Consider the following 26643-nt stretch of genomic DNA (forward strand, 5'->3'; position numbering starts at 1 on the left):
GGGTTCGCCCGGCGTCCCCGCCAAGTGACTGCTAACCTGAATGGCAATGACATGTATTAACGGTTTGTTTGACGTTTTTTTCTCATTTGCCTCTCTACATTGCCAGCCAGCCAACATATGCAAATCATTCGCATTGAAATTTCCCCGCGAACGGTTGCCCATAACGTCTAAAAAACAGGAGCTGCCCCGTCATGAGTTCATCCATTCCGTCCTTTCTCAAGCACGCTGCTCTGGCGACGGCGCTGCTGGCTGCCGGCCAGGTGTTTGCCGCCGACTCGGTTGGTATCGTGGTCTACAACGCCCAGCATGAAACCCTGACCAAGGCGTGGGTCGCCGGCTTCACCGAAGAAACCGGGATCCCGGTCACGATCCGTAATGGCGACGACACGGAAATGGGCAACCAGATCGTGCAGGAAGGTGCGTCTTCTCCGGCAGACGTGTTCCTGACGGAAAACTCCCCGGCGATGGTGCTGGTGGACAACGCCAAGCTGTTCGCTCCGGTAGCACCGGCCACGCTTGAACAAGTGGGCGCGGCCTATCGTCCGGCGCACGGCCAGTGGGTCGGCATCGCCGCTCGCTCCACCGTATTCGTCTATAACCCGGCGAAACTGGCGGAAAAAGACCTGCCAAAATCCCTGACGGACCTCGCCTCCCCAGCCTGGAAAGGCCGCTGGGCCGCCTCGCCTGCCGGTGCGGATTTCCAGGCCATCGTTGCCGCCGTGCTGGAACAGAAAGGCGAAGCCGCCACCCTTGAATGGCTCAAGGGCATGAAAGCCAACTTCACCGCCTACCGTGGCAACAGCTCCGTGCTCAAAGCGGTCAATGCCGGGCAGATCGACAGCGGCGTGATCTATCACTATTACTACTTCGTCGATCAGTCCAAGACCGGCGAAAACAGCAAGAACACCGCCCTGCACTACTTCAAGCATCAAGACCCGGGCGCGTTCGTGAGCATTTCCGGCGGTGGCGTGCTGGCGTCCAGCAAGCACAAGGACGAGGCTCAGAAATTCCTCCAGTACATCACTGGCAAGCAGGGCCAGGAAGTTTTGCGCACCGGCAACTCCTTTGAATACGCCGTGGGCAAGGACGCAGCATCCAACGCCAAACTGGTGCCGTTGAAGGATCTGGACGCGCCAAAAGTTGACGCATCGAAGCTCGACAGCAAGAAAGCCGTCGAACTGATGACCCAGGCAGGACTGCTGTAATTGATGCCTGAAACATTACCGGCGGGGATCGCTGCGGCGCCCCCCGCCAACCGTTCACGCAGGACCCGCGCCCTCAACGGTCGCGGGAGCCCTTGGGTGGTCGTGCTGGCGATCGGTGTGTCACTGCTGTCGTTACTGCCGATCGGTTTTGTCATCGGCGTGTCGTGGTACACCGGTTGGGCGACCATCGAAGCGTTGATCTTCCGCCCCCGGGTGGCCGAACTGCTGATCAACACCGTATTGCTGGTATTGATCACCCTGCCAATCTGCATTGTGCTCGGCACCACTCTCGCCTGGTTGACCGAACGCACCAATCTGCCTGGGCGACGATTGTGGTCACTGCTGGCGGTCGCGCCGCTGGCGGTGCCGGCGTTCGTGCACAGTTACGCGTGGGTCAGCCTGATTCCGTCGATCAATGGATTGCCGGCCGGCGTGCTGGTGTCGGTGATCGCCTATTTTCCGTTCCTTTATCTGCCGATCGCGGCGACATTGCGTCGCCTCGACCCGGCGATTGAAGACGTTGCCGAATCCCTCGGCCTCAAGCCGTGGGCCGTGTTCTTCCGGGTGGTCTTGCCGCAATTACGGCTGGCGATCTGTGGCGGTGCGCTGTTGGTGGGTCTGCACCTGCTGGCCGAGTACGGCCTGTACGCAATGATTCGCTTCGATACGTTCACCACCGCCATTTTCGATCAGTTCAAATCCACCTTTAACGGTCCGGCCGCCAATATGCTCGCCAGTGTATTGGCGCTGTGCTGTCTGGCGATGCTGACCGTTGAATCCAGCGCCCGAGGCCAGGCACGTTATGCCCGGGTCGGTTCCGGCAGCGCCCGCGAACAGCGGACCGTGCGCCTCAAACGTGGCACCGCCGCGCTGGGCCTGTGTCTGCAAGTCCTGACCTGCCTGCTGGCGCTCGGCGTCCCGATGCTGACGCTGGGCAAGTGGCTGATCGCGGGCGGCGCCGAGGTCTGGCAAGGCGAAGAGTTGTTGCCGGCGCTGCTTCAGACCCTGTCGTTCGGTGTGGCCGGGGCGTTGTTGACCAGCCTTGCCGCGATTCCGATTGCCTGGCTGTCGATCCGCGCGCCCGGCAAGCTGCAGCGTCTGCTTGAAGGCTGTAACTACATCACCAGTTCTCTGCCGGGGATTGTCGTGGCACTGGCGCTGGTCACCGTGACGATTCACTTCGCCCGGCCGATCTACCAGACCACCATCACCGTGCTGCTGGCGTACCTGCTGATGTTCCTGCCGCGAGCGCTGGTCAGCCTGCGTGCCGGTTTCGCCCAGGCGCCGGTGGAGCTGGAAAACATCGCGCAAAGCCTCGGTCGCTCGCCCCTGCGCGCCTTGTGGCTGATCACCCTGCGCCTGGCCGCGCCCGGTGCGGCAGCGGGTGCCGCGCTGGTGTTCCTGGCGATCACCAATGAATTGACCGCAACCCTGTTGCTCGCGCCCAATGGCACGCGCACCCTGGCCACCGGTTTCTGGGCCATGACCAGCGAAATCGACTACGCCGCCGCAGCGCCTTACGCGCTGCTGATGGTGGTGCTTTCGCTGCCGCTCACGGCCATCCTCTATCACCAATCCAGGCGCAGTGCCGGCCGATGAACGCTCTCGACATCATCAATCTCAGCAAATCCTTCGGCGCGCAAACGGCGCTGGACACCATCAACCTGTCCGTCCCGACGGGCAGCCGCACCGTGATCGTCGGCCCGTCAGGCTCCGGCAAGACCACGCTGCTGCGAATGATCGCCGGGTTCGAATTTCCCGATACCGGCAGCCTGACGCTCAACGGCCAGACGCTGGTCGACAGCACCCACGCCGTGCCCGCCTACCAACGGCAGATCGGCTATGTACCGCAAGATGGCGCGCTGTTTCCTCACATGACCGTGGCGGACAACATCGGTTTCGGGCTCAGCGAGACCGGCAGCGCCAGAACCGAGCGCATTCAGGCGCTGATGGACAGCGTGGCCCTGAACGCCAACATGGCCGCGCGCTGGCCTCATGAATTGTCCGGTGGTCAGCAGCAACGGGTGTCACTCGCCCGGGCACTGGCCCAGCAACCACGCCTGATGCTGTTGGATGAGCCCTTTTCCGCCCTCGACACCGGCCTGCGCGGCGCCATGCGCAAAATGGTCGCCCGCCTGCTCGAAGAGGCCGGTGTGACCACGATTCTGGTCACCCACGACCAAAGCGAAGCGCTGTCGTTTGCCGACCAATTGGCCGTCATGCGTGACGGGCGACTGGTGCAATCGGGGCATCCGATGGACCTCTACCGCTATCCGGACGACGAGCAGACCGCACGTTTTCTCGGCGAAGCGGTGGTCATGCCGGCGCGGATCGAGGACGGCTGGGCCCATTGCGATCTGGGACGGATCGCGGTGAACAGCAACGGTTTCTCCGGCCCGGCGCAGATCATGCTGCGCCCGGAACAGCTTCAGCTGTCCGACCTTCCCGCCGACTCGGAGGGCTGCAATGCCGTCGTCACCGAACGCGACTTCGGCGGCAACACCTGCACCCTGACGGTCGAACTTTGCGCCAGCGTCAACGAAGAATCCGGCCGTTCGCTATTGGTTCGCAGCACCGGGATGCACGCGCCACCGGCCGGCAGCGCCGTGCAACTATCGATACTTGGGGCCGCCCACGTCTTCGAAGCGTCCTGACGTTCAGCTACAGATCGAAACGATCCACGGCGCGGCGCCGCTCGTTGTCGTCGCGCACGTCGTAGTTGGCGGTCGTCTGGATATTGCTGTGGTGCGCCAGTTTCTGGGCAATCGACAGGTCGTGCTCCTCGATCACCCGGGTGATGAATGAACGGCGGAAATCGTGGGGCATGATCTTCACCCCGACCTGCGTGCCGCGCTGGCGGGCGATGTAATAGATCGCGTGTTTGGTGATGCGCTCGCGGGTGATGTGGCTGCCTCGGCGAATGCGGTTGAACAGAAACGCATCGTCGCTTTCACCTTCCTTGAGCTCGGAACGGCGAAATTCCAGCCAGGTATTGAGTTTGGCGAACGCCCAGGCCGGTGCGTACTTGATCAGTTGCTTGTTGCCCTTGGCGTTGACGCACAGGCTGCGTTCAGTGAAATCCACCTGGTTCAAATCCAGATCCACCGACTCTGACTTGCGCATGCCGGTGCCGTACAACAGTGCAATCACGGCAGCGTCACGCAGCCCCTGCGGGCGCGGGTCGGCGGCGCAGACTTCCATCAATTCGTGAATCAGCGTGCGCTTCAGATTGCGCCCCTGAGACAGTCGCGTACCGGCGATGCCCTTGACCGAACGCATTTTCAAAAGATGATCCTGAGTGATCAGGCTCATGCGCCAGGCTTCGTTCATCACGCCGCGAATGGCATTTACATAAAGTGAAGAGGTGTTGGGGGCATAGTTGTCTGCACGCAATGCCGAGACTAACGCCACAACATCTTCGGGTTGTAAGGCGTGCCACGGAATGTCCTCGACATTCATGTCTTCAAAGCCGAGACGGTCGGCGGCATCCTGCAAAACGTAACGCATGGTGAGTTGGCTGGAAGGTGCCAAACGCGCCAGATACAAGGACAAAGGGTTACTTCTGATGGATTCTGAAGGGGTAACGGATAAGCTGCTCAAACGAAAGGCCTTGAGTAAAAACAGTCCAGCACAACAACTAACAACTGCAATGAACTTGATGTAAAGAAGAGTCTTGTAGTAGGACTTTTCCGATAAAACCGCAGAAGTCTGAACAGCGGCTGTATGAATTCCAGATAAACGATTCACCGACCGGTTTTTCATATTCCTTTCACAAAATCGGGAATAACCTTAGGTGGATAGGTCCTCAGTCGGTACCGCCCAACCTGCCGGGCAACGCCTGAAAAGTCAACCAACCCCCGACGTCTTGCTGCTCCAGCAACTCGTTGATGCAAAACCTGTTTTTTGCGTCTACGCTGGGATTGGATCCGATGAACAGATGGATCTGTCCATTTTTATCGCAATGAGGTGTCCATGAGTCAGGCGTTTCTCCCCTTCTCCCGCCCGAGTATTGGCGATGAGGAAATTGCGGCCGTCGAACAGGTACTGCGTTCAGGCTGGATCACCACCGGGCCGAAAAACCAGGCACTTGAAGAACAGTTCGCGCAGTACGTGGGTTGCAAGCACGCCGTTGCACTGTCGTCTGCCACCGGCGGGATGCACATCACCCTGCTGGCCCTGGGCATTGGCCCTGGCGATGAAGTCATCACGCCTTCGCAGACCTGGGTCTCCACCGGCAACATGATTTCCCTGCTCGGCGCCACGCCGGTGTTCGTCGATGTCGACCGCGACACCCTGATGACCGACGCGGCCCGCATCGAAGCCGCCATCACGCCGCGCACCAAAGCCATCATTCCCGTGCATTACGCCGGCGCCGCGTTCGATCTCGATCCGCTGTATGCCCTGGCCGACAAGCATGGCATCGCAGTCATCGAAGACGCCGCCCACGCTGCCGGCACCCGCTACAAGGGCCGCCACGTCGGCTCCCACGGCACGGCGATCTTCTCGTTCCACGCGATCAAGAACATGACCTGCGCCGAAGGCGCGATGTTCGTCACCGACGATGAAGCCCTGGCCGCCCGTGTACGCATGCTCAAGTTTCACGGTCTGGGCGTCGATGCCTACGACCGCCTGACCGGTGGCCGCAAACCGCAGGCCCAAGTCATGGAACCGGGCTTCAAATACAACCTGTCCGACATCAACGCCGCGATTGCCCTGGTGCAACTGCAGCGTCTGGACGCCATCAACGCCCGCCGTACTGAACTGGCCACCCAATACCTGCAAAAACTCGAAGGTCTGCCGGTGCAACCGCTGGCCGTGCCGCAGTACGCCCAGCAGCACGCCTGGCACCTGTTCATCCTGCGCATCGACAGCGAGCGCTGCGGGATGGATCGCGAAGCCTTCATGAAAGGTCTGCAGGAGCAAGGCATCGGCACCGGTATCCACTTCATTGCCACCCACTTGCACACCTGGTACCGCCAGCGTGACCCTGATCTGTATCTGCCCAACACCGAATGGAACTCGGCGCGGCTGTGCTCGATTCCGCTGTTCCCCGACATGACCGACCAGGATCTGGATCGTGTTGTCGGTGCCATCGCCACCCTTATGGACAAACGCTCGTGAGACCTTACCCGATAAAATGCGTGTCGATCGTCATCCCGGTCTACAACGAAGAGGACAGTCTGCCTGAGCTGCTTCGGCGCACAGAGGCGGCCTGCGCCCAACTCAAACATGACTACGAAATCGTGCTGGTCGACGACGGCAGTCGCGATGAATCGGCCAACATGCTCGAGGAAGCCGCCGGGCGTGAAAACAGCCCGTTCGTAGCGGTCATCCTCAATCGCAACTACGGTCAGCACGCGGCGATCATGGCCGGTTTCGAACAGTGCAAGGGCGACGTGGTGATTACCCTTGACGCCGACCTGCAAAACCCGCCGGAAGAAATCCCGCGTCTGGTGGCCGAAGCCGAAAAAGGCTACGACGTGGTCGGCACCGTGCGCGGTAACCGTCAGGATTCAGCCCTGCGCCGCTATCCGTCGAAGCTGATCAACCTCGCCGTGCAACGCTCCACCGGCGTGGCCATGAGCGACTACGGCTGCATGCTGCGCGCCTATCGCCGCACCATCATCGACGCGATGCTCGCCTGCCGCGAACGCAGCACGTTCATTCCGATCCTGGCCAACAGTTTCGCCCGTCACACCACCGAAATCGTCGTGGCCCACGCCGAGCGCGAACACGGTGATTCGAAATACAGCCCGATGCGCCTAATCAACCTGATGTTCGATCTGGTGACCTGCATGACCACCACGCCGTTGCGTCTGTTGAGCATCGTCGGCTTCGCCATGGCCGGTCTGGGTGTGCTGTTCGCCGTTGCGCTGATCATCCTGCGCCTGGCGTTCGGCGCGGGCTGGGCCGGTGACGGCACTTTCGTACTGTTTGCGGTGCTGTTCGTGTTTACCGGTGGCCAGTTCATCGGTATGGGCCTGCTGGGTGAATACCTGGGGCGCATGTACAGCGACGTGCGAGCTCGCCCGCGTTTCTTCATTGAAAAGGTGTTGCGCAGTCAGCCGGCCTCCCCGGCACCTGCGGTCACCGTTGATGGTCTCTCTTCTACTTCCACTTCTTCCGATCAGGTTCTCTCATGAGTGCAAAAACCGTTGTCTTCGCTTACCACGATATTGGCTGCGCCGGCATTGAAGCCCTGTTGAACAGCGGCTACGACATTGCAGCAGTGTTCACTCACGCCGATGATCCGAAGGAAAACGCCTTCTACGCCTCGGTTGCGCAACTGTGCGCCAACAAGGGCATCCCGGTGCACGCGCCGGAAGACGCCAACCACCCGCTGTGGATCGAGCGCATCGCCAAGCTCGACCCGGATTACATTTTCTCGTTCTACTACCGCAACCTGCTGAGCGAGCCGCTGCTGGCCCTCGCCAAAAAAGGTGCGTTCAACCTGCACGGCTCGCTGCTGCCACGCTACCGTGGTCGCGCACCGGCCAACTGGGTGCTGGTCAACGGCGAAACCGAAACCGGCGTTACCCTGCACCGCATGGTCAAGCGCGCTGATGCCGGCGCCATCGTCGCCCAGCAACGCGTGGCCATCGAGCGCAGCGATACCGGTCTGAGCCTGCACGCCAAGCTGCGTACCGCTGCCAGCGATCTGCTGCGTGACACCCTGCCGAACATGCTGCAAGGCAAGATCACCGAAACCCCGCAAGACGAATCCAAAGCCACCGTGTTTGGTCGCCGTACCCCGGCTGACGGCAAGCTGGTCTGGGCAAAACCGGCCGAAGAACTGTTCAACCTGGTTCGCGCCGTGACCCGTCCATACCCGGGCGCCTTCTGCGCCGTGGGCGAGCACAAGCTGATCGTCTGGAGCGCCGAAGTCGTCAAGGGCAACGACGGTCAGGCCCCTGGCCGCGTGATCAGCGTCGATCCGCTGCGCATTGCCTGCGGTGAAGACTCGCTGGTGATCAACGCCGGTCAGCGCAACGACAACGGCCTGTACCTGAGCGGCCCGCAACTGGCCAACGAGCTGGGTCTGGTAGACGGTTCGCTGCTGCGCGGCGCCGAGTCCGGCCGTGCACCACGCCGCACCCGCGTGCTGATCCTGGGCGTCAACGGCTTCATCGGTAACCACTTGTCCGAGCGTCTGCTGCGTGACGACCGCTACGAAGTCTATGGCCTGGACATCGGTTCCGACGCCATCTCCCGTCTGCGCGACCACCCGAACTTCCACTTCGTCGAAGGCGACATCAGCATTCACTCCGAGTGGATCGAGTACCACATCAAGAAGTGCGACGTAGTCCTGCCGCTGGTGGCCATCGCCACGCCGATCGAATACACCCGCAACCCGCTGCGCGTGTTCGAACTGGACTTCGAAGAGAACCTGAAACTGGTTCGCTACTGCGTCAAGTACAACAAGCGCGTGATCTTCCCGTCGACCTCCGAAGTCTATGGCATGTGCCAGGACAAGAACTTCGACGAAGACAGCTCGAACCTGATCGTCGGCCCGATCAACAAGCAGCGCTGGATCTACTCGGTCTCCAAGCAACTGCTGGACCGCGTAATCTGGGCTTACGGCGCCAAAGGCCTGAACTTCACCCTGTTCCGTCCGTTCAACTGGATGGGTCCGCGTCTGGACCGTCTGGACTCGGCCCGTATCGGCAGCTCCCGCGCCATCACCCAGCTGATCCTGAACCTGGTGGAAGGCACGCCGATCCGCCTGTTCGACGGCGGCGAGCAGAAACGCTGCTTCACCGACATCGCTGACGGCGTTGAAGCGCTAGCCCGCATCATCGATAACGACAACGATGTCTGCAACGGCCAGATCATCAACATCGGCAACCCGGAAAACGAAGCCAGCATCCGTCAACTGGGCGAAGAACTGCTGCGTCAGTTCGAAGCTCACCCGCTGCGCTCCAACTTCCCTCCATTCGCCGGTTTCCGCGACGTGGAAAGCAAGGCGTTCTACGGTGCCGGTTACCAGGACGTGGAACACCGCAAGCCAAGCATCGCCAACGCCAAGCGCCTGCTGAACTGGGAGCCGACCGTGGAAATGCGCGAGACCATCGGCAACACGCTCGACTTCTTCCTGCGTGAAGCCATGCTCGAAATCGCGGACAAGCGTTAATGCAGGCAGGTCTTCGTATCGATGTCGACACCTACCGAGGCACCCGTGAAGGGGTGCCCCGGCTGCTGGAAATCCTCGACGAAGCGCAGGTCAAGGCAACGTTTTTCTTCAGTGTCGGCCCGGACAACATGGGCCGACATCTGTGGCGCCTGATCCGCCCGCAATTCCTCTGGAAAATGCTCCGTTCCAATGCTGCCGGCCTTTACGGCTGGGACATTCTGCTGGCCGGCACCGCCTGGCCCGGCAAGCCGATCGGTCGCGATCTCGGGCACCTGATGCGTCAGGCCCGGGACGCCGGTCATGAAGTCGGCCTGCACGCCTGGGATCACCATGGCTGGCAGGCCAATGCCGGCACCTGGAGCGACGCGCAACTGATCGAGCAGATCCGTCGCGGCGTCGACACCCTCAGCGACATCATCGGCGAGAAGATCCAGTGCTCGGCCGCCGCCGGCTGGCGTGCGGACGAACGCGTGATCGAAGCCAAGGAAACCTTCGGTTTTCGCTACAACAGCGACTGCCGCGGGCAACAGGTGTTTCGACCTCTGTTGGCCGATGGTTCGGTGGGTGCGCCGCAGATTCCGGTGGACATGCCAACCTTCGACGAAGTGGTCGGCCCGACCGTGGCGGCGAAGGACTTCAACACCTTCATCCTTGACCGGTTCCGTCCGGACAACCTCAACAACTACACCATTCATGCCGAAGTAGAAGGGATTCTGATGGCCGAAGAGTTTCGTCGATTGCTGGCCGATGCACGCCAGCGACACATCGAGTTCAAACCTTTGGGCGACCTGCTGCCCGAGTTTCTCAACACATTGCCTGTCGGCCGTGTGCAACGTGGCGCCCTCGAAGGCCGTGAAGGCTGGCTGGGAGTGCAAGGCGCATGAGCAAACGCTGGGCATTGCCGCTGCTGATCGGACTTTTTCTGCTGGCCTACCTGCTGCCGCTCGGCACGCATGGCTTGTGGATTCCCGATGAAACCCGTTACGCACAGATCAGCCAGGACATGCTGCTGAGCGGCAACTGGGTGTCCCCGCATTTCATGGGCCTGCGCTATTTCGAGAAACCGATTGCCGGTTACTGGATGATCGCGCTCGGCCAGGAATTGTTCGGGCAGAACCTGTTCGGTGTGCGTTTCGCCTCGGCCCTCAGCACCGGATTGAGTGTGCTGTTGTGCTTCCTGATCGCCCGCCGGTTGTGGAACGAGCCGCGCAAAAGCTTCATCTGCGCCCTCCTCTACATGAGCTTTACCGTCGTCGCTGGCCAGGCAGGTTACGCCAACCTCGATCCGCAGTTCACCTTCTGGGTCAACCTGAGCCTCGTGGCGCTATGGTTTGCTGTCGACAGCCGCAGTACCGGGCAACGTCTGGCCAGTTGGGCGGTGTTGGGGCTGGCCTGTGGCATGGGGTTCATGACCAAGGGTTTTCTCGCCTGGCTGCTGCCGGTGCTGATCGCCCTGCCGTGGATGCTCTGGCAGAAGCGCTGGCGTGAGCTGCTGATCTACGGTCCGGTGGCGATTGCCGTCGCGATCATCGTCAGCCTGCCCTGGGTCCTCGCGGTTCATGCGCAGGAGCCGGACTACTGGCGGTTCTTCTTCTGGCACGAACACATCCGCCGCTTTGCCGGTGACGACGCTCAACATGATGCGCCGTGGTGGTTCTATCTGCCGTTGCTGGTCGCGTTCAGCCTGCCGTGGGTCGGCATGTTGCCGCCGGCCTTCAAGCAAGCCTGGCAGACCCGTGCTCAACCGGGCATTGCCTTCCTGCTGCTGTGGCTGGTGATGCCGCTGGCGTTTTTCAGTCTGGCCAACGGCAAGCTGCCGACCTACATCCTGCCGTGCCTGCTGCCGCTGGCGCTGCTGCTGGGTCATGCACTGGCCGACCGTCTGCGTCTGGAACAAGGTCGGGCACTGAGCGTCAATGGCCTGCTGAACCTGGTGCTGGGCGTCATCACGCTGATCGCACTGGTTTACCTGCAATTGAAAAAACCGGTGTACGACCATGAACTGCACAGCATGGTGCTGGTGTTCATCGCCCTGATCGGCTGGATCATCGCCAACCTGGCGCAGGCGTTTCTGCCGCTGCAATGCTGGGCGGCTCCGGCCCTCGGCAGCCTGCTGCTGATTGGTGTGCTGCCGGCCGCGTTGCCGAAGTCCGTGGTGGCCAACAAGACCCCGGACCAGTTCATCCTGCATCACCTCGACGAACTGTCCGGCACCACTCACCTGTTGAGTAACGATCTGGGGGCCGCCTCGGCACTGGCCTGGCGCCTGAAGCAACCCAAGGTGGCGTTGTACAACACCGTGGGCGAGCTGAAATATGGCCTGTCCTACCCTGAAGGCGCCGAACAGCGGATCACCACCGATGAAGTCCAGCAGTGGGTGCGTGATGCCCGCCGCACCGGCTCGGTCGGCGTGGTCATGCGGGTCAAGGGCGACGACGAGCTGCACGAAGTCGACCTGCTGCCCAAGGATGGCACTCGTTATGAGCAAGGCAACCTGGTGATCATGGTCCTGCCCAAGGATCCGTCATGAGCTGGTTGCTGTTGCTGACCGCGTGTCTGCTGACGTGCCTGGGCCAGGTCGCGCAAAAGTATGCGGTGGAGAGCTGGCGCGGGGTTGACTCGTCCTGGGCCGACAAACTGCGCTCGCCGTGGCTGTGGCTGGCCCTGTTCGCACTGGGCTCGGGCCTGCTGGTCTGGCTGTTCGTGCTGCAACGCCTTGAAGTGGGCATCGCTTACCCGATGCTCAGCCTCAACTTTGTGCTGATCACGCTGATCGCGCGTTTCGTGTTTCGCGAACCGATCGACCGCCAGCACTGGATCGGTGTGGCACTGGTGATCGGCGGCGTGGCACTGCTGGGGCAACAGTCATGAGCCAGGGACGCGGCATCGGCTTCGCCCTTGGCAGCGTGTTGCTGGTCAGCGGCGCCCAACTGGGCATGCGCTGGAGCATGACGCGCCTGCCGCAGCCGGAACAATGGTTGTCGGCCCTGAGCAGCGGCAACGTCGATCTGACGGCGCTGGCGGTGGTGTTTACGGCCATTCTCGCTTATGCGCTGTCGATGCTCTGCTGGCTCGCCGCCCTGCGTGACCTGCCGCTAGGCCGGGCCTATTCACTGCTGAGCATCAGCTATGCGCTGGTGTATCTGTTGGCGGCCAGCCTGCCGCTGTTCAACGAATCCTTCAGTTTTACCAAATCACTGGGCGTGGCACTGGTCATGCTCGGCGTCATCACTATCAACACTCGTCCGGCAAAAGTGCCCGATTTGAGGAGTGCTCCATGAAAATCACAGTATTTGGAAGCGGTTACGTCGGCCTGGTGCAAGCCGCGGTTCTGGCCGAGGTCGGCCATGATGTCGTGTGCATGGATATCGATCAGAAGAAGGTCGAACTGCTCACCCAGGGTCACGTCAGCATTTTCGAACCGGGGCTGTCGAGCCTGGTGCGTGAAGGCCTGGACTCCAGCCGCCTGCACTTCACGTCCGATGAAAAGTTTGCCGTACAGCACGGTCGCGTAGCGTTCATTGCCGTCGGCACGCCATCCAGCGAGGACGGCTCGGCCGATTTGAAATACGTGCTGTCGGTGGGCGATGCCGTCGCTCGTCATCGTGAGCAGCCGCTGATCCTGGTCGAGAAATCCACCGTACCGGTCGGCACCGGCGACACCTTGCGTGCGCATATTCAGGCCGCGCTGGACAAGGCCGGGCGTGCACTGCAGTTCGATATCGTCTCCAACCCGGAATTCCTCAAGGAAGGTTCGGCCGTCTCCGACTGCCGTCGTCCAGACCGCATCGTCATCGGCTGCGAAGGCGATGACGTGCGCGACGTGATGCGCGACCTGTACTCGCCGTTCAACCGCAACCATGACCGCATCATGTTCATGGACCTGCGCAGCGCCGAACTGACCAAATACGCCGCCAACTGCATGCTGGCGACCAAGATCAGCTTCATCAACCAGATCGCTGAACTGGCCGAACACCTGGGCGCGGACATCGAGTCGGTACGCCAGGGCATCGGCGCCGACACGCGCATCGGTTACCACTTCATCTACCCGGGCTGCGGTTACGGTGGTTCGTGCTTCCCCAAAGACATGCGCGCGCTGATCCACAGTGCCGAACAGGCCCATTGCTCCAGCGACCTGCTGCAAGCAGTCGAAGCGATCAACGAGCGTCAGAAGCACAAGCTGTTCGACCGCATCAATGCGTTCTACAAGGGTGATCTGCGCGGCAAGACCTTCGCCCTGTGGGGCCTGGCGTTCAAGCCGAACACCGACGACATGCGCGACGCGCCTAGCCGCGTACTGCTCGATTCGCTGTTTGCCGCCGGCGCCAGCGTTCGCGCCTTCGACCCGGAAGCGATGCAGGAAACCCAGCATCTGTACCCGAACGAAGAAAAACTGATGCTGATGGGCACCCCGGAATCGGTACTGTCCGGTTCCGACGCGCTGATCATCTGCACCGAATGGCAGCAGTTCAAGGCCCCGGACTTCGACCTGATCCAGCAACGCCTCAAGGACCCGGTGATTTTCGACGGTCGTAACCTGTACGACGCCGATCGCCTGGCACGCAACGGCTTCAAGTACTTCCCGATCGGCCGTGGGGATTCGCGCAAATTGCCGATCCCGCTGCAACAATGGCCCAACACTGCGGACGTCGCTTGATCCCGTTGTCGCCTGCCATCCGCCAGCAGTCCCTGATCGCGGGGCTGCTGGCACTGCTGTTGTTTATCGCCGGGGTTTACGGACAGGCACCCATTGGCTTCGATTCACGTTTTGTACTGTTTGCCCAGGAGATGCTGAGACACGGGCCGACGGTATTCCCGACCACGTATGGCCAGCCGTACGCCGATTATTCGGCGGTTTCGACGCTGTTCATCTGGCTGTTGTCGTTGCCCTTCGGCGCGATCAATACGCTGACGGCGTGGCTGCCCAGCGCCATCGCCGGCGGGGTGATCGTGACGTTGATGTACCGCTTGCTGGCGGTGCATTCGCAACGCTGGGCGTTGATCAGCATTGCACTGCTGATGCTCACCAGCACCTTCGTTACGGAAGTCCGGGCGGTGTCGCAGGACCTGATGCTGGCTGCCGTGGCGCTGTCGGTGTTCTACCTGGGCTACGCACACGACCATTTCGGCTCCGGCCGACGCTGGCCGCTGATCTTTGCCCTGTTGTTGCTGGGCTTCGGCATTCGCGGGCCGATCGGCCTTGTGGTGCCGACCGGCATGCTCTGCAGCTATTACCTGCTCAACCGCCAATGGGCACGGCTGTTCGTGTTCGGTGTGCTGGCGTCGATCCTGCTTGCCGCCTGCGTCGGCCTGCTGTTGTGGCTGGCCAAGCTCAGCGGTGGCGAGGCCTTTCTGCAAGACGTGATCCGCATGCAGTTCATGGGGCGCATGGACGGCAGTGAGGGCGTCAGCGGTTCGCTGTATTACTTCACCAGTTCACTGGGCAACTACGCATTGGCGTATCCGTTGGCGCTGGTAGTGTTGGCGGCGGCATGGCTGAGCAAACCGCATCAGCGCGGGCCGGCGTTGCGGCTGGTGCAATATTGCGCAGCGGCCGGGCTGATCGTCATGGTCGGCCTGTCGATTCCACAGGCGAAGAAGGCGCGTTACCTGCTGCCAATGTTGCCGATGGCGGCGATCATCGCCGCGTACCCGTTTCAGGTGGCTCATGGTCGGGTGTTCGCGTGGTTGCGCGGGATCATTCAGGGGCTTTGGCTGCTGACGCCGGCGCTGCTGATGGTTGCGTTGCTGGTGGCGCAGCGCAGGTTTCCGGGCGTGCTGACCGGTGTCATGCCGGTGCTGATCGTGCTGGGCGTGCTGCAACTGCTGGCGTTGTCCCGACTGTGGAAATCGCGCTGGCGCGCTGAAGTGCTGGCCATGAGCGCAGTGCTGGCGTTGTGGACGGTCTATGCGGCGGTGTTCGAACCGGTAGAACGTGATCTCTACGACACCCGTGCCTTCAGTCGTGCTGCGTTCGCTCAGGTTCAACAGAACCCGGCGCCGCTGGTGCTGCACGGCATGGGCAAGGACGCCAAGGCGATCAAGTTCATGGTCAACGTCGAACAGGACCTGCAACCGCAGTTCACCGAAACCGTTCAGCAACTGGAAGCGCTCAATGCCCCGGCCTGGCTGATCATGGACAGCAAGGACCTGCAATCGCTGCAAGGTACACCGCTGGCCGGCCTGCAACCGGTATTGACCGGGCGTTTCGACAAGAACGATTACGTGCTGTTGTACCTGAAACCCTTGTAGACCTCGTTGAAGGCTGCGATCTTGCGGACTTTCCCAGGATCACAGCCTTCGGCAGTTAACGCATGACATTCACGCTTCGCCTCGCCCGGCCCGCCGACGCGGCCACCCTCCCCGCCATCGAACGCTCGGCCGCCGAGCTGTTCCGCCTCGACCCGACACTGGCCTGGCTCGCCGACAGCAATGTACCCGACGCCGCACAGCATTTTCAGGCCATCGAGCAGGGACATGTATGGGTCGCAGAAAATACTGTCGGACAACTTGCCGGTTTTTTAAGGGCCGTTGAAATCGACAACCAGTTGCACGTCGAAGAACTGTCCGTCAGCCAACACTTTCAGGGCCAAGGCATCGGTCGCAAGTTACTGTTGGGCGTGATTGAACACGCGCGACGGCAACAACTTGAGGCGATCACGTTGACCACTTTTCGCGACCTGCCGTGGAATGCGCCGTTCTATCAACGCATGGGTTTTGTGCCATTGAACGAAGTGGACGCCGGACCCCGTTTGATCGAGGTACTCAACGACGAAATCGCCCACGGTTTGCCCGGTGAGCGACGTTGCGCGATGCGATTGATGCTCGGCTGAATTACAGCGGCGCCTTCAGATCAACGCCCAACGCCTGAGCGAATGCCTTCACCAACGGACTGCGCACGGTGTTGTGACGCAGGATCAGATTGAACGGCGTGGCGATGTTGATTCGCTCCGGCAGCACTGCGCGAAACTGCCCCGCCGCCACCAGCGTGGCCGCGTAATGCTGGGGCAGGAAGCCTACGAAGCGCCCGGTCTTGATCAGCAGCGCCACGGCTTCGACCTGGGTCGCCGAGGCGGAAAAACTGTCGTAGCGGGCAAAGTTGAGCTTGTCGCGATGGATCGCGTAGCGGTGGTTGATGCACTCGTAATCCTGCAGCACATCGCTGTTCATTTGTGCTTCAGGCATGTCGAACAACGGATGGCCGACAGCGCAGTAAACCTCCGAGCGTTCTTCATATAACGGGTAATAATCAAACTCTTCGCGCTTTTGATAGACCGGCACTATTCCCGCCACTAATCGCCCTTCTACCACACCTCTTTCTACCTCATCCAGCTGGGTGGCCTGAAGTTGAAACCTTACTTTCGGCGACTCTTCATTTATTCTTTTAAGCGCTGCAACTAACGGTGAATTAAGGTCACTGATCGTATTATCGATCACCCCCACACCAAGGTCGCCGATAAGTTCGTTCTGCGCTGAACTAAGCCGATCCCGAAAGTTGTCGACCGAGGCGAACAGATCAATCGACGCCTGATACACCAGACGCCCTTCCTCGGTCAGGTGAAACCCCTCGCGACCCCGGGTACACAGGCGCATGCCGATGCGGATTTCCAGGTCGGAGATCTGCTTACTGATGGCCGCAAGGCCCACGTTCAGCTCGTTTTGCGCGGCGCTGAAGCCTCCCGCCTCGACCACGGCCTTGAACACCTTGAGCAGTTTGAAATCCAGTCCGCTGAGGGCCAGCGGTGCTCGGTGAGCCGTTTTCAGCGGCGGGTTTCCGGAATTGGAAAGTGGGGTTTCCATAATGCTGATTTACCTCTGGCGCAATGTTCAACAATCTGTGTCCAACAACAAAAACATCGCCGGCTAATAATAATGATCACAGAAAACAAGCCTTGGCAACCGCCAAAAAATCCCGAACATCAGTGCCAACTCACTGATCGCCAAACATTAAAAGCTGACACTTCGATCAGCTCTTGTCTCTTTGCAACTGCCCTCTTGAAAACTGCTTTGGCCTGACTCTGTTCTCTGAGTCTGTCTGCTCACTTTTCAGCGTGTTCGACAGGCCATGCACACCGATTTCAGTTCGCGTTACCGACGAGGAAAACAACAAATGTCTCAAACCACCGACCGTCTCTGGGGTGCCCGTTTCAAAAGCGGCCCGTCCGCAGCCCTGGCGGCCCTGTCCCGTTGCCCCGAGCGCTATTTCCGCCTGACGCCGTACGATCTGGCCGGCTCCAAGGCCCACGCCGGGGAACTGCAACGTGCCGGCCTGCTGGACGAGCAGGAAACCCGCACGATGATCGAAGCCCTGGACGGCATCGGTGCCGATTTTTCTGCCGGGCGCATTGCCCCGACGCTGGACGACGAAGACGTTCACACCTTCATCGAGCGCCTGCTGACCGAACGCCTCGGTGCACTGGGCGGCAAGCTGCGCGCCGGCCGTTCACGCAACGACCAGACCGCCAACGACCTGCGCCTGTTCCTGCGGGATCACGTGCGCACCCTGGCTGTGGAAGTCCTGGCCCTGCAAACGGCGCTGGTGAATCAGGCCGAGCAGCACGTCGACAGCATCTGCCCGGGTTTCACCCACCTGCAGCAGGCGCAGCCGATCGTGTTTGCCCATCACTTGCTGGCCCACGCCCAATCGATGCTGCGTGACGTGCAGCGCCTGGTGGACTGGGACAACCGCACTTCGCTGTCGCCCCTCGGTGCAGCAGCCATGGCCGGTTCCGCCATCGCTCGCCAGCCGCAGCAATCAGCGAAGGAAATGGGTTACGCCGGGGTCTGCGAAAACTCCATCGACGCCGTGGCCAGCCGCGATCACGTCGCCGAATTCCTGTTCATTGCCAGCATGCTCGGGATCAACATCTCGCGTCTGGCCGAAGAATTCTGCCTGTGGTCGTCGCGCCAGTTCCGCTGGGTCGATCTGGACGACGCCTATGCCACCGGCAGCTCGATCATGCCGCAGAAGAAGAACCCGGACATCGCCGAACTGGCGCGGGGCAAGGCAGGCCGTCTGATCGGCAACCTGACCGGCCTGCTGTCGACGCTCAAATCCCTGCCGCTGTCGTACAACCGCGACCTGAGCGAAGACAAGAACGGCGTGCTCGACAGCGTCGATACCTTGTTGTTGGTTCTGCCGGCGATGGCCGGGATGGTTGCGACCATGACCGTCAACGTCGAGGAACTGCGTCGTCAGGCGCCGCTGGGTTTCACCCTGGCTACCGAAGTTGCCGACTGGCTGGCGGTGCGCGGCGTGCCATTCAAGGAAGCCCACGAAATCACCGGGGCGCTGGTGCAGGCCTGTGAAAAACACAGCCTCGAATTGTGGGAAGCCTCGCCGGCGCTGCTGGCCGAAATCGACCCGCGCCTGACGGCGGACGTGCGCGACAGCCTGACCCTGGAAGCCGCCATCGCTGCCCGCAGCGGTTGGGGCGGCACCGCGCCGCAGCAAGTGCGCGAGCAGATCGGCCGACTGAAAACCGCCCTCGCTGTGCAACAGCAGTGGACCGAAAACTACCAAGGCTTCCGCCTCTAAGCCGGATCCCCCTCCCATCGGGAGGGGGGTGATCTGAAAGTACAGTGTACGGAGAAACACCATGAGCCAGACTCAGGCAGAACGACTCCAGGCGGAGCGCAAACTGGCGGAAAACCAGTTCGACATCACCCAATACCAGCACGTGCCACGGCGCTATTACGGGCGGATCTTCTTCGCCACGCTGATTGTGATCGCGATCATCGGTCTGGTGCGGGCCTTCGCCGAAGGCAAGATCGAATGGTCGTACATCGGCCAGTTCCTGACCTCCGAAGCGATCATGTGGGGCCTGCTCAACACGATCATCATGGCCGTGCTGGCCATGGCGCTGGGCATCGTGTTCGGGGTGATCACCGCGATCATGCGCATGTCGGCCAACCCGATCCTGCGCTACGTGGCGCTGACCTACACCTGGCTGTTTCGCGGTACGCCGCTGATTCTGCAACTGCTGTTGTGGTTCAACCTGGCGCTGATCTTCCCCACCATCGGCATTCCCGGCCTGTTCGAACTCGACACCGTGAGCCTGATGACGCCGTTCGTGGCCGCCCTGCTCGGCTTGAGCATCAACCAGGGCGCCTACACCGCTGAAGTGGTGCGTGCCGGCCTGCTGTCGGTGGACACCGGCCAGTACGAAGCGGCCAAGTCGATCGGCATGCCGCGCCTGCAAGCGCTGCGCCGGATCATCCTGCCGCAGGCCATGCGCATCATCATTCCGCCGGTCGGCAACGAATTCATCGGCATGGTGAAAATGACCTCGCTGGCGAGCGTGATCCAGTACTCGGAACTGCTCTACAACGCCCAGAACATCTACTACGCCAACGCCCGGGTCATGGAGCTGCTGATCGTCGCCGGTATCTGGTACCTGGCCACCGTCACCGTCCTGTCCTTTGGTCAAAGCCGTCTGGAGCGTCGTTTCGCTCGCGGCGCCGGCAAGCGCTCGTAAGCCGCGCAGGAGAATCGAACATGAGAAGCATCGTCAAGGCTGTGGCCCTGAACAAATATTACGACCAGTACCACGCGCTCAAGGACATCAACATCGAGGTCGAGCAAGGCGAAGTGCTGTGCATCATCGGCCCGTCCGGCTCGGGCAAGAGCACCCTGCTGCGCTGCGTCAATCAGCTGGAAAAGATCGACAAGGGCGGTTTGTGGGTCGATGGCGAACTGGTGGGCTACCGCGTCGTCGGGCACAAGCTGCACGAACTCAACGAATCGCAGATTGCCCGTCAGCGCCTGGCCACCGGCATGGTGTTCCAGCGCTTCAACCTGTTTCCGCACATGACTGTGCTGCAAAACATCATCGAAGGCCCGTGCCAGGTGCTCAAGCGTTCACCCAAGGAGGCGCATGAAGAAGCCCTGGAACTGCTGGCCCGGGTCGGCCTTGCCGACAAACGCGACAGCTACCCGATCGAGTTGTCGGGCGGTCAGCAGCAACGGGTGGCGATCGCCCGCGCCCTGGCCATGCGACCCAAGCTGATGCTGTTCGATGAACCCACTTCGGCACTCGACCCGGAACTGGTCGGTGAGGTGCTGTCGGTGATGCGCGATCTGGCGCAGACCGGCATGACCATGATCGTCGTCACCCATGAACTGGGCTTCGCCCGGGAGGTTTCCAACCGCATGGTGTTCATGGACGGCGGGCAGATCGTGGAGGCTGGAAGCCCCGAAGAAATACTAATAAGTCCGCAAAACCCGCGCACCCAAAGCTTCATTTCTGCCGTTCGAACCTGAGGCCCCTTTGGCCTTCACAACACTCATAAGAGAACGTCCATGAAGAACTTCGTTATCCCAGCAGTACTCGCAGGCCTGATGGCTTCCAGCGTCAGCTTCGCCGCCGAATTGCCGGCCGGCATCAAGGAAAAAGGCGAGATCGTCGTCGCGATCATGCCCAACTACCCGCCGATGGATTTCAAGGACCCGGCCACCAACAAGCTCACCGGTCTGGACTACGACCTGGGCAACGCCCTGGCCGAGCGCCTCGGGATCAAGATCAAGTGGCAGGAAACCGGCTTCGAGCAAATGATCAACGCCCTGACCACCGACCGCGTCGACATCGTGTTGTCGGGCATGACCGACACCGCCGAGCGTCAGGCCAGCGTGACCTTCGTCGACTACTTCACCAGCGGCCCGCAGTTCTACACCTTGCAGAAGAACACCGCGACCAACGAAATCACCGACCTGTGCGGCAAAAAAGTCGGCACCAGCCGCCGCACCACGTTCCCGGCGGAAATCGCCGCGTGGAGCAAGGAACACTGTGAAGCGGCAGGCAAACCGGCGATCAACGTGATCGGCACCGAAGGCTCGGCCGACGCCCGCGCCCAACTGCGTCAGAGCCGTATTGATGCGGCGATGCAGGGCAGCGAGACCCTGTCGTACCTCAAGACCCAGGAAAAGGACATGTACAAGACGGTCGGCCAGCCGATCTCCGTGCAGTTCACCGGGCTGGGTGTGAGCAAGAAGAAACCTGAGCTGAGTGAAGCGGTGAAAGTGGCGTTGCAAAGCATGGTGGATGACGGCAGCTACAACGCGATTCTGAAGAAGTGGGATCTGGAGCTGGGTGCGATCAAGGAAGTGACCATCAACGCCGGCAAGTAAACCGGTCAGCGCCGACCCGACCGGTCGGCGCCTTTTTCATGAACAGCTGGAGCGCCCTTGATGTCCTCCTTGCAACCCACCTGGCCCGACCAGCACAAAGCCTGCCTCGCCCTGGCCTTCGACCTCGACGGCCCGACCGGCGACGCGATGCTCAACGGCTCGATCTGGCACAAACCCGAATACTTCGGCTTCGGCGGTTACGGCCCCTACCGCGCCTTGCCACGCCTGCTCGATCTGCTCGACACCTTCAAGATCCCGACCACCTTCTTCGTCCCCGCCTGGGTCGTGGAAAACTGGCCGAAACAGTGCCAGGCCATCGTCGAGCGCGGCCATGAAGTCGCCTACCACGGCTACAAGCACGAATCCTTCTACGCCCTGACGCTGGACCAGCAGCAGGCCGTGATGAACAAATCCCGCGACGTCTTCTGGCAATACCTGCACATCCGCGCCGAGGGTTTTCGCACTCCGTCCGGCGACTGGCGCGCCGAAACCCCGGCGATGCTGGCCGACAACGGCGTCATCTATTCCAGCAGCATGCGCGGCGACGATCGCCCGTATCTGGTCAACGTCCCCGGCCACGACACCCCGCTGGTGGAGATCCCCGGCCGCTGGGAAATGGACGACTACGCCTCCCTCGCCTACACCCGCGCACCGAACTTCCCGTCCGGGCTCGACCGCACCGCCAGCTATGAGCTGACCCTCGACAACTGGCAACGCGAGTACGACGGCGCGATGGACGAGGGGCTGTGCCTGACCACCCTGTTCCACCCGAAAATCACCGGCAAACCGGGGCGCATCCTGTTGCTGGAGAAACTCTTCGAACACATGCGCCAGCGCGATGACGTGTGGTTCGCCACCTGCAGTGACGTCGCCCGCTGGTGGCTGAAGGAGCATCACCATGGCTGACGCTGAAAACCTCTGGCCCGCCGGCAAACGCTGCGCGGTGGTGCTGACCGTCGATTACAACGACATCCACGGTATTCTCACCCAGGCCCCGGAAGTCGCCGGGCGCGACAAGACGCTGTCGGTGTGGCGCTACGGCACGCAACGCGGCGTCGAGCGTTTGCTCGGCCTGTTCAGGGAACTCGGTGTGCGCAGCAGCTGGTTCGTGCCCGGCATCGTCGCCGAGGAAAATCCGCAGCACATCGCCGCGATACAGGCTGACGGCCATGAAATCGCCTGCGCCGGCTACCGCCATCAGGATTACGACACGCTGGATCTGACGGCGCAAAGCGCGGAAGTCGCCAAGGGTTGTGCAGCACTGGAAATGTTGACCGGCGTGCGTCCGACCGGTTTCCGGATTCCTGCGGGTAACGGCGCGCCGGGATTCATCGAAGCCTTGAAAGATCACGGCATTCACTGGTCTTCATCATGGCGTGGCGATGACCTGCCGTTCTGTCACCCGACCGCGCCCGACGTGGTCGAGCTGCTGCTGCATTACGAACTGGAAGACGAACCCTATTTCGCCTTCAACCTGAGCCCGGCCGTGCCGCCGGCGCAATCGCGGATCGCTTCCTACAGCCACACGCTCGGTAACCTGCAAATGGACTTCGCCGGGTTCCACCGCTTCGGCCTGTGCTACGTGCTGCGCCTGCACCCGGAAATCATCGCCACGCCGGGGCGTATCGGTGTGTTGCGTGAATTGCTGCAAGGCATTCAGCAGCACGACGACGTGTGGATCGCCACCGGTGCCGAAGTCGCACAATGGTGGTCGCAAACGGCGGCGCCAGTCGCGCAGGATCACCCGGCCTCCGTGTATGAGCGCCATTATCGGGACTACCTCGTATGACCCAGCGCATGCAGCGGCTGGCGCAGTTTTGCGTCGAGACCCGGTTTGAAGATCTGCCCCCGGCGTTGGTGGAACAGGCCAAGCGACACATTCTCGATACCTTCGGTGCCGCGCTGGCCGGGGCCGACAGTGCGGTCGCGCTTCAGGCTCGGCAGGTGTTCGGCGCCGAACCGGGCACCGCACTGGTCTGGGGTTCATCAGTGCGTGTCGGCGCCGGGCATGCAGCATTGCTCAACGGCATCGCCGCCCATGCGCTGGAACTGGACGACACCGGCGGTTGCGATCATTCCGGCGCGGTGGTGCTGCCGGCGGTGATGGCGGCGCTGTCGCTGGTGGATCGGCCGGTGGACGGTCGCGAGTTCATCACCGCCGTGGTGATCGGTTACGAAATCGGCCGGCGAGTGCTGGAAGCCTGCGGCAGTTATTCCGCGCACAACGGCGCCGGTTGGCACTCCACCGCCACCTGCGGCGTGTTCGGCGCGGCGGCGGCCTGTGCGCGGATCTTTGCCCTGGATGCAGGGCAAACCGTGTCGGCGCTGGGCATCGCCGGCAGTTTCAGCGGCGGGTTGTGGGCGTTCATCCATGACGGTTCGCAAAGCAAGAAACTGCACAGTGGCCGTGCGGCCGAAGGTGGTCTGCTGGCGGCGCGTTTTGCTCGCGAAGGCGTCAGCGGGCCATCGGTGTTGTTCGACGATGTCTGGGGTGGATTTCTCAAGACCCTCGCGCCGGGTAGCGCGCAACCGGATGCATTGGACGCCGAGTTGGGACAGGTCTGGAAACTCGCGCGCTGCTCGATCAAACCCTACGCCGCCTGCCGTGGCACCCACTCGGCGATCGATGCGCTCGGCTTGTTGCTGGAGCAATTGCAGGTCGGCGCCGATCAGGTGGAAGACGTCCAGGTGAACCTGTGCGGGTTTCTGCTCGACATGTGCGGCGGTCGCGACACCCGCAGTCTGGCCGCTGCGCAGATGAGTCTGCCCTACGCCCTCGCCGCGCGACTGGTGCACGGGCACTGTCGGCTCGAGGCTTACGATGAACAGCCGCGCAACGATCCGCGCATTGCGCAATGGCTGACGCGCATTCGCCTTGAAGTGGATGAGCGTCTGTCGGAGGATGGCGAGCCGGTGGTCATTGTTCGAACCCGCGACGGGCGTCAGGCGAGCCTGTGTGTCGAGGTGCCGCTGGGGGCGCCGGGCAATCCGCTGAGCGAGGCGGCGCTTGAGGAGAAGTTTCTCAGTCTGGCGTTGCGCGTGAGTTCAGCAGCCAAGGCTGAACGGCTGCTGGCGCAGTTGCGGCAACTGCAAACGCTGGATTCCGTGCGCGATCTCGAGCACCTGTTAACCGAATAAGGACATTTGATTTTCCGTGGCCACCTACTCGCTCGTTATCCGCCGCCTGATGATCGTTTCGCTGACGATTGTCGTCAGCCGCGCCATCACCAGTCCTTTGCTCACCTTGTTTTTGAGCAACAAGCTCGGCCTCAACCAACAGGACGTCGGGTTGTTGCTGGGCATCGCGGTGTTCATCGCCACCCTGCTTGCGCTGTACGGCGGCTACATCATCGACCGACTCGAGAAGCGTCGGTTGCTGATTCTGGCGATGCTCTCCAGTGCAGTCGGCTTCGTGCTGCTGACCTTCGCCAAAGACCTGTACCTGACGACCGCGACCCTGGTCATCACCGAAACCGCCTCGGCGTTGTTCCTGATCGGTTCCAAGGCGATCCTCAGTGAAAACCTGCCCATGGGTCAGCGGGCCAAGGCGTTTTCCCTGCGCTATACCCTGACCAACATCGGCTACGCCACCGGCCCGATGCTGGGTGTGGTGATCGCCGGGGTGTACCCGATTGCACCGTTCCTGATTGCCGCCGGTATCGCTTTCGGCAGCATCTTCCTGATGATCGGCATTCCCAAGGACGCCAGCCCGGTCGCCGCCATCGGCCAGCCGCAAAGCTTCCTGAAAACCCTGATTACCCTGAAAAACGACCGCACGCTGATCATGTTCACCTGCGGCTGTCTGCTCAGCACCGTGGTCCATGGCCGCTTCACCCTGTACCTGTCGCAATACCTGCTGGTGGTCGAAGACTCGCAGCGCGCCCTGCAAACCATGGCCGCCCTGCTCGCCTGCAACGCCATCGCGGTGATCCTGTTGCAGTACCAGATAGGCCGCTTTCTCAACCGGGAAAAACTGCGCTACTGGATTGCCGCCGGCACCAGTCTGTTCATTCTCGGCCTGATCGGTTTCAGCCTCGCCGACAGCCTGGTGAGCTGGTGCATCGCAATGTTCATCTTCACCCTCGGCGAGATGATCATTTATCCGTCGGAGTTCCTGTTCGTCGACACCCTGGCCCCGGAAGAATTGCGCGGCAGTTATTACGGCGCGCAGAACCTCGCAGCATTGGGCGGTGCGTTGAGTCCGGTGATCTGCGGTTTCCTGCTGATGCACACGCCGGCGCCGACCATGTTCTATGCGCTCAGCGCGCTGACCGCGATGGGCGGATTCCTGTGCTTCATGAGCGGACGGCGAGTGGCTTTACTTCATAAATAATGCATTGAAGATGCATTTATATGAATTTGTCAGCATCGAGATTGCTTGGCACACTGTGCACGTTCCTCCCCCAATAGTTGGAACACTTCGAAGGACTTTCCGGATTGACGGACAAGTCCTTTTTTTTGCCTTCAGTTTCCCCAAGAGGATCGGTTCTTCATGCTCGCTCGCTGGTTGCCCGCCGCCATCAACACCCGCCCCACCGAATGGAGCCGCGCCGCCATCGGTATGGCGCTGGGCACGTTGTTCAGTGTGTGGGCGTGCAGTCAGGTGTTCGGCATCGAAGTCGCCTACCACCTGATCGGCCCGCTGGGCGCCTCGGCGGTGTTGCTGTTCGCCGTGTCCTCCGGCGCCCTCGCCCAGCCGTGGTCGATCATCGGCGGCTACCTGTGTGCGGGTGTCGTGGCATTGCTGGTGGCCCACGTCCTCGGCCGAACCCTGGGCAGCGCGTGCCTGGCGGCGGGTATGGCGCTGATCCTGATGTGCTGGCTGCGCTGCCTGCACCCACCGGCCGGCGCGGTGGCGTTGACGATGGTGCTGGCCGATCCGACGACCATTGCGATGGACTGGGCAGCCCTGGAACCGGTCATGCTCAGCGCCGCGTGCATGCTGCTCAGCGCGCTGGCATTCAACAACCTGACCCGCATCCGCTACCCGAAACGCCCGGCCGAACCCGCGCCCGCCGTGGCGCCGATCGATACGCAGTCCATCACGGCTGAAGACCTGAAACTGGCGCTGGCGGACATGGAGGCGTTTATCGATGTCACGCCGGAGGATCTGGAGCGGTTGATTCATGCCAGTGAACTGCATGCCAAGCGGCGGAGCATTGGTCAGGTGTTCACCTGAG

General features: G+C 61.5%; 23 protein-coding genes and 1 pseudogene. 22 read left to right on the top strand and 2 right to left on the bottom strand.

The window, feature by feature from the left end; translation table 11 throughout:
• Positions 1-191 precede the first annotated feature (191 nt).
• The 3 genes from AC1RMX_RS05955 to AC1RMX_RS05965 are packed head-to-tail and all read left to right on the top strand — an operon-like array spanning position 192 to position 3859.
• Positions 192-1205 carry an iron ABC transporter substrate-binding protein gene (locus AC1RMX_RS05955; protein WP_096821454.1) on the top strand — a complete coding sequence of 338 codons (1014 nt, stop codon included), beginning with the start codon at positions 192-194 and terminating at the stop codon, positions 1203-1205.
• A 3-nt stretch (positions 1206-1208) separates the two neighbouring features.
• Positions 1209-2804: an ABC transporter permease gene (locus tag AC1RMX_RS05960; protein WP_493071006.1), complete on the top strand. Its 1596-nt coding sequence runs from the start codon at positions 1209-1211 to the stop codon at positions 2802-2804.
• Positions 2801-3859, top strand: coding sequence for an ABC transporter ATP-binding protein (locus tag AC1RMX_RS05965; RefSeq protein ID WP_493071008.1), 1059 nt, complete (start codon positions 2801-2803; stop codon positions 3857-3859). The genes AC1RMX_RS05960 and AC1RMX_RS05965 overlap by 4 nt, the downstream gene beginning before the upstream one ends.
• 7 nt (positions 3860-3866) lie before the next feature.
• On the opposite strand, the gene AC1RMX_RS05970 is transcribed toward AC1RMX_RS05965, so the two are convergent.
• Positions 3867-4805, bottom strand: coding sequence for a site-specific integrase (locus AC1RMX_RS05970; protein ID WP_493071010.1), 939 nt, complete (start codon positions 4803-4805; stop codon positions 3867-3869).
• Between the two features lie 372 nt (positions 4806-5177).
• Here AC1RMX_RS05970 and arnB point away from each other — a divergent pair, with 372 nt between their 5' ends.
• From arnB to AC1RMX_RS06020, 10 genes and pseudogenes are all read left to right on the top strand, one after another.
• Positions 5178-6326 carry a UDP-4-amino-4-deoxy-L-arabinose aminotransferase gene (gene arnB, locus AC1RMX_RS05975; protein WP_096821457.1) on the top strand — a complete coding sequence of 383 codons (1149 nt, stop codon included), beginning with the start codon at positions 5178-5180 and terminating at the stop codon, positions 6324-6326.
• Entirely contained in the window at positions 6323-7348 is a 1026-nt protein-coding gene (arnC, locus tag AC1RMX_RS05980; protein ID WP_096821458.1) for an undecaprenyl-phosphate 4-deoxy-4-formamido-L-arabinose transferase, read from the top strand. The genes arnB and arnC overlap by 4 nt, the downstream gene beginning before the upstream one ends.
• Entirely contained in the window at positions 7345-9336 is a 1992-nt protein-coding gene (gene arnA, locus AC1RMX_RS05985) for a bifunctional UDP-4-amino-4-deoxy-L-arabinose formyltransferase/UDP-glucuronic acid oxidase ArnA (protein WP_096821459.1), read from the top strand. The genes arnC and arnA overlap by 4 nt, the downstream gene beginning before the upstream one ends.
• Positions 9336-10220 carry a 4-deoxy-4-formamido-L-arabinose-phosphoundecaprenol deformylase gene (gene arnD, locus AC1RMX_RS05990; protein WP_096821460.1) on the top strand — a complete coding sequence of 295 codons (885 nt, stop codon included), beginning with the start codon at positions 9336-9338 and terminating at the stop codon, positions 10218-10220. Before arnA ends, arnD begins: the two co-directional genes overlap by 1 nt.
• Positions 10217-11866 carry a lipid IV(A) 4-amino-4-deoxy-L-arabinosyltransferase gene (gene arnT, locus AC1RMX_RS05995; RefSeq protein WP_096821461.1) on the top strand — a complete coding sequence of 550 codons (1650 nt, stop codon included), beginning with the start codon at positions 10217-10219 and terminating at the stop codon, positions 11864-11866. Before arnD ends, arnT begins: the two co-directional genes overlap by 4 nt.
• Positions 11863-12207 carry a 4-amino-4-deoxy-L-arabinose-phosphoundecaprenol flippase subunit ArnE gene (gene arnE / locus AC1RMX_RS06000; RefSeq protein ID WP_493071012.1) on the top strand — a complete coding sequence of 115 codons (345 nt, stop codon included), beginning with the start codon at positions 11863-11865 and terminating at the stop codon, positions 12205-12207. The genes arnT and arnE overlap by 4 nt, the downstream gene beginning before the upstream one ends.
• Entirely contained in the window at positions 12204-12617 is a 414-nt protein-coding gene (arnF, locus tag AC1RMX_RS06005; protein ID WP_493071014.1) for a 4-amino-4-deoxy-L-arabinose-phosphoundecaprenol flippase subunit ArnF, read from the top strand. The genes arnE and arnF overlap by 4 nt, the downstream gene beginning before the upstream one ends.
• Positions 12614-13995, top strand: a pseudogene (locus AC1RMX_RS06010) (UDP-glucose dehydrogenase family protein); the annotation flags it as partial. The gene arnF and the pseudogene AC1RMX_RS06010, both read left to right, overlap by 4 nt.
• The gene (locus tag AC1RMX_RS06015; protein ID WP_493071167.1) at positions 13990-15588 is read left to right on the top strand and encodes an ArnT family glycosyltransferase; all 1599 of its coding nucleotides are present in this window, start codon (positions 13990-13992) and stop codon (positions 15586-15588) included. The pseudogene AC1RMX_RS06010 and the gene AC1RMX_RS06015, both read left to right, overlap by 6 nt.
• Before the next feature lie 62 nt (positions 15589-15650).
• Positions 15651-16169, top strand: coding sequence for a GNAT family N-acetyltransferase (locus AC1RMX_RS06020; RefSeq protein ID WP_493071016.1), 519 nt, complete (start codon positions 15651-15653; stop codon positions 16167-16169).
• 1 nt (position 16170) lies between these two features.
• On the opposite strand, the gene AC1RMX_RS06025 is transcribed toward AC1RMX_RS06020, so the two are convergent.
• A complete protein-coding gene (locus tag AC1RMX_RS06025; RefSeq protein WP_493071018.1) occupies positions 16171-17136 on the bottom strand; it encodes a LysR family transcriptional regulator in 966 nt (321 codons plus the stop codon).
• A gap of 310 nt (positions 17137-17446) precedes the next feature.
• On the opposite strand from AC1RMX_RS06025, the gene argH reads away from it, so the two are divergent.
• The 9 genes from argH to AC1RMX_RS06070 all read left to right on the top strand — a co-directional run bounded on the left by argH (position 17447) and on the right by AC1RMX_RS06070 (position 26642).
• Complete coding sequence (gene argH / locus AC1RMX_RS06030; protein ID WP_493071020.1) at positions 17447-18874, top strand: argininosuccinate lyase; 1428 nt, start codon at positions 17447-17449, stop codon at positions 18872-18874.
• Between the two features lie 61 nt (positions 18875-18935).
• On the top strand, positions 18936-19814 hold the full coding sequence (locus AC1RMX_RS06035; RefSeq protein ID WP_096821468.1) for an amino acid ABC transporter permease: 879 nt from the start codon (positions 18936-18938) through the stop codon (positions 19812-19814).
• Positions 19815-19834: 20 nt separating this feature from the next.
• Positions 19835-20599 carry an amino acid ABC transporter ATP-binding protein gene (locus tag AC1RMX_RS06040; protein ID WP_096821469.1) on the top strand — a complete coding sequence of 255 codons (765 nt, stop codon included), beginning with the start codon at positions 19835-19837 and terminating at the stop codon, positions 20597-20599.
• Positions 20600-20638: 39 nt separating this feature from the next.
• Positions 20639-21463 carry an ABC transporter substrate-binding protein gene (locus tag AC1RMX_RS06045; protein WP_249486042.1) on the top strand — a complete coding sequence of 275 codons (825 nt, stop codon included), beginning with the start codon at positions 20639-20641 and terminating at the stop codon, positions 21461-21463.
• A 57-nt stretch (positions 21464-21520) separates the two neighbouring features.
• Positions 21521-22369 carry a polysaccharide deacetylase family protein gene (locus tag AC1RMX_RS06050; RefSeq protein ID WP_493071022.1) on the top strand — a complete coding sequence of 283 codons (849 nt, stop codon included), beginning with the start codon at positions 21521-21523 and terminating at the stop codon, positions 22367-22369.
• The gene (locus AC1RMX_RS06055; RefSeq protein WP_493071024.1) at positions 22362-23252 is read left to right on the top strand and encodes a polysaccharide deacetylase family protein; all 891 of its coding nucleotides are present in this window, start codon (positions 22362-22364) and stop codon (positions 23250-23252) included. Before AC1RMX_RS06050 ends, AC1RMX_RS06055 begins: the two co-directional genes overlap by 8 nt.
• On the top strand, positions 23249-24601 hold the full coding sequence (locus tag AC1RMX_RS06060; RefSeq protein WP_493071026.1) for an MmgE/PrpD family protein: 1353 nt from the start codon (positions 23249-23251) through the stop codon (positions 24599-24601). Before AC1RMX_RS06055 ends, AC1RMX_RS06060 begins: the two co-directional genes overlap by 4 nt.
• A gap of 16 nt (positions 24602-24617) precedes the next feature.
• Positions 24618-25796, top strand: coding sequence for an MFS transporter (locus tag AC1RMX_RS06065; RefSeq protein WP_096821474.1), 1179 nt, complete (start codon positions 24618-24620; stop codon positions 25794-25796).
• Positions 25797-25955: 159 nt separating this feature from the next.
• Complete coding sequence (locus AC1RMX_RS06070; RefSeq protein WP_493071028.1) at positions 25956-26642, top strand: HPP family protein; 687 nt, start codon at positions 25956-25958, stop codon at positions 26640-26642.
• The last annotated feature ends 1 nt before the right edge of the window (position 26643 follow it).

The organism is Pseudomonas sp. GW822-FHT03F04 (assembly GCF_058801405.1).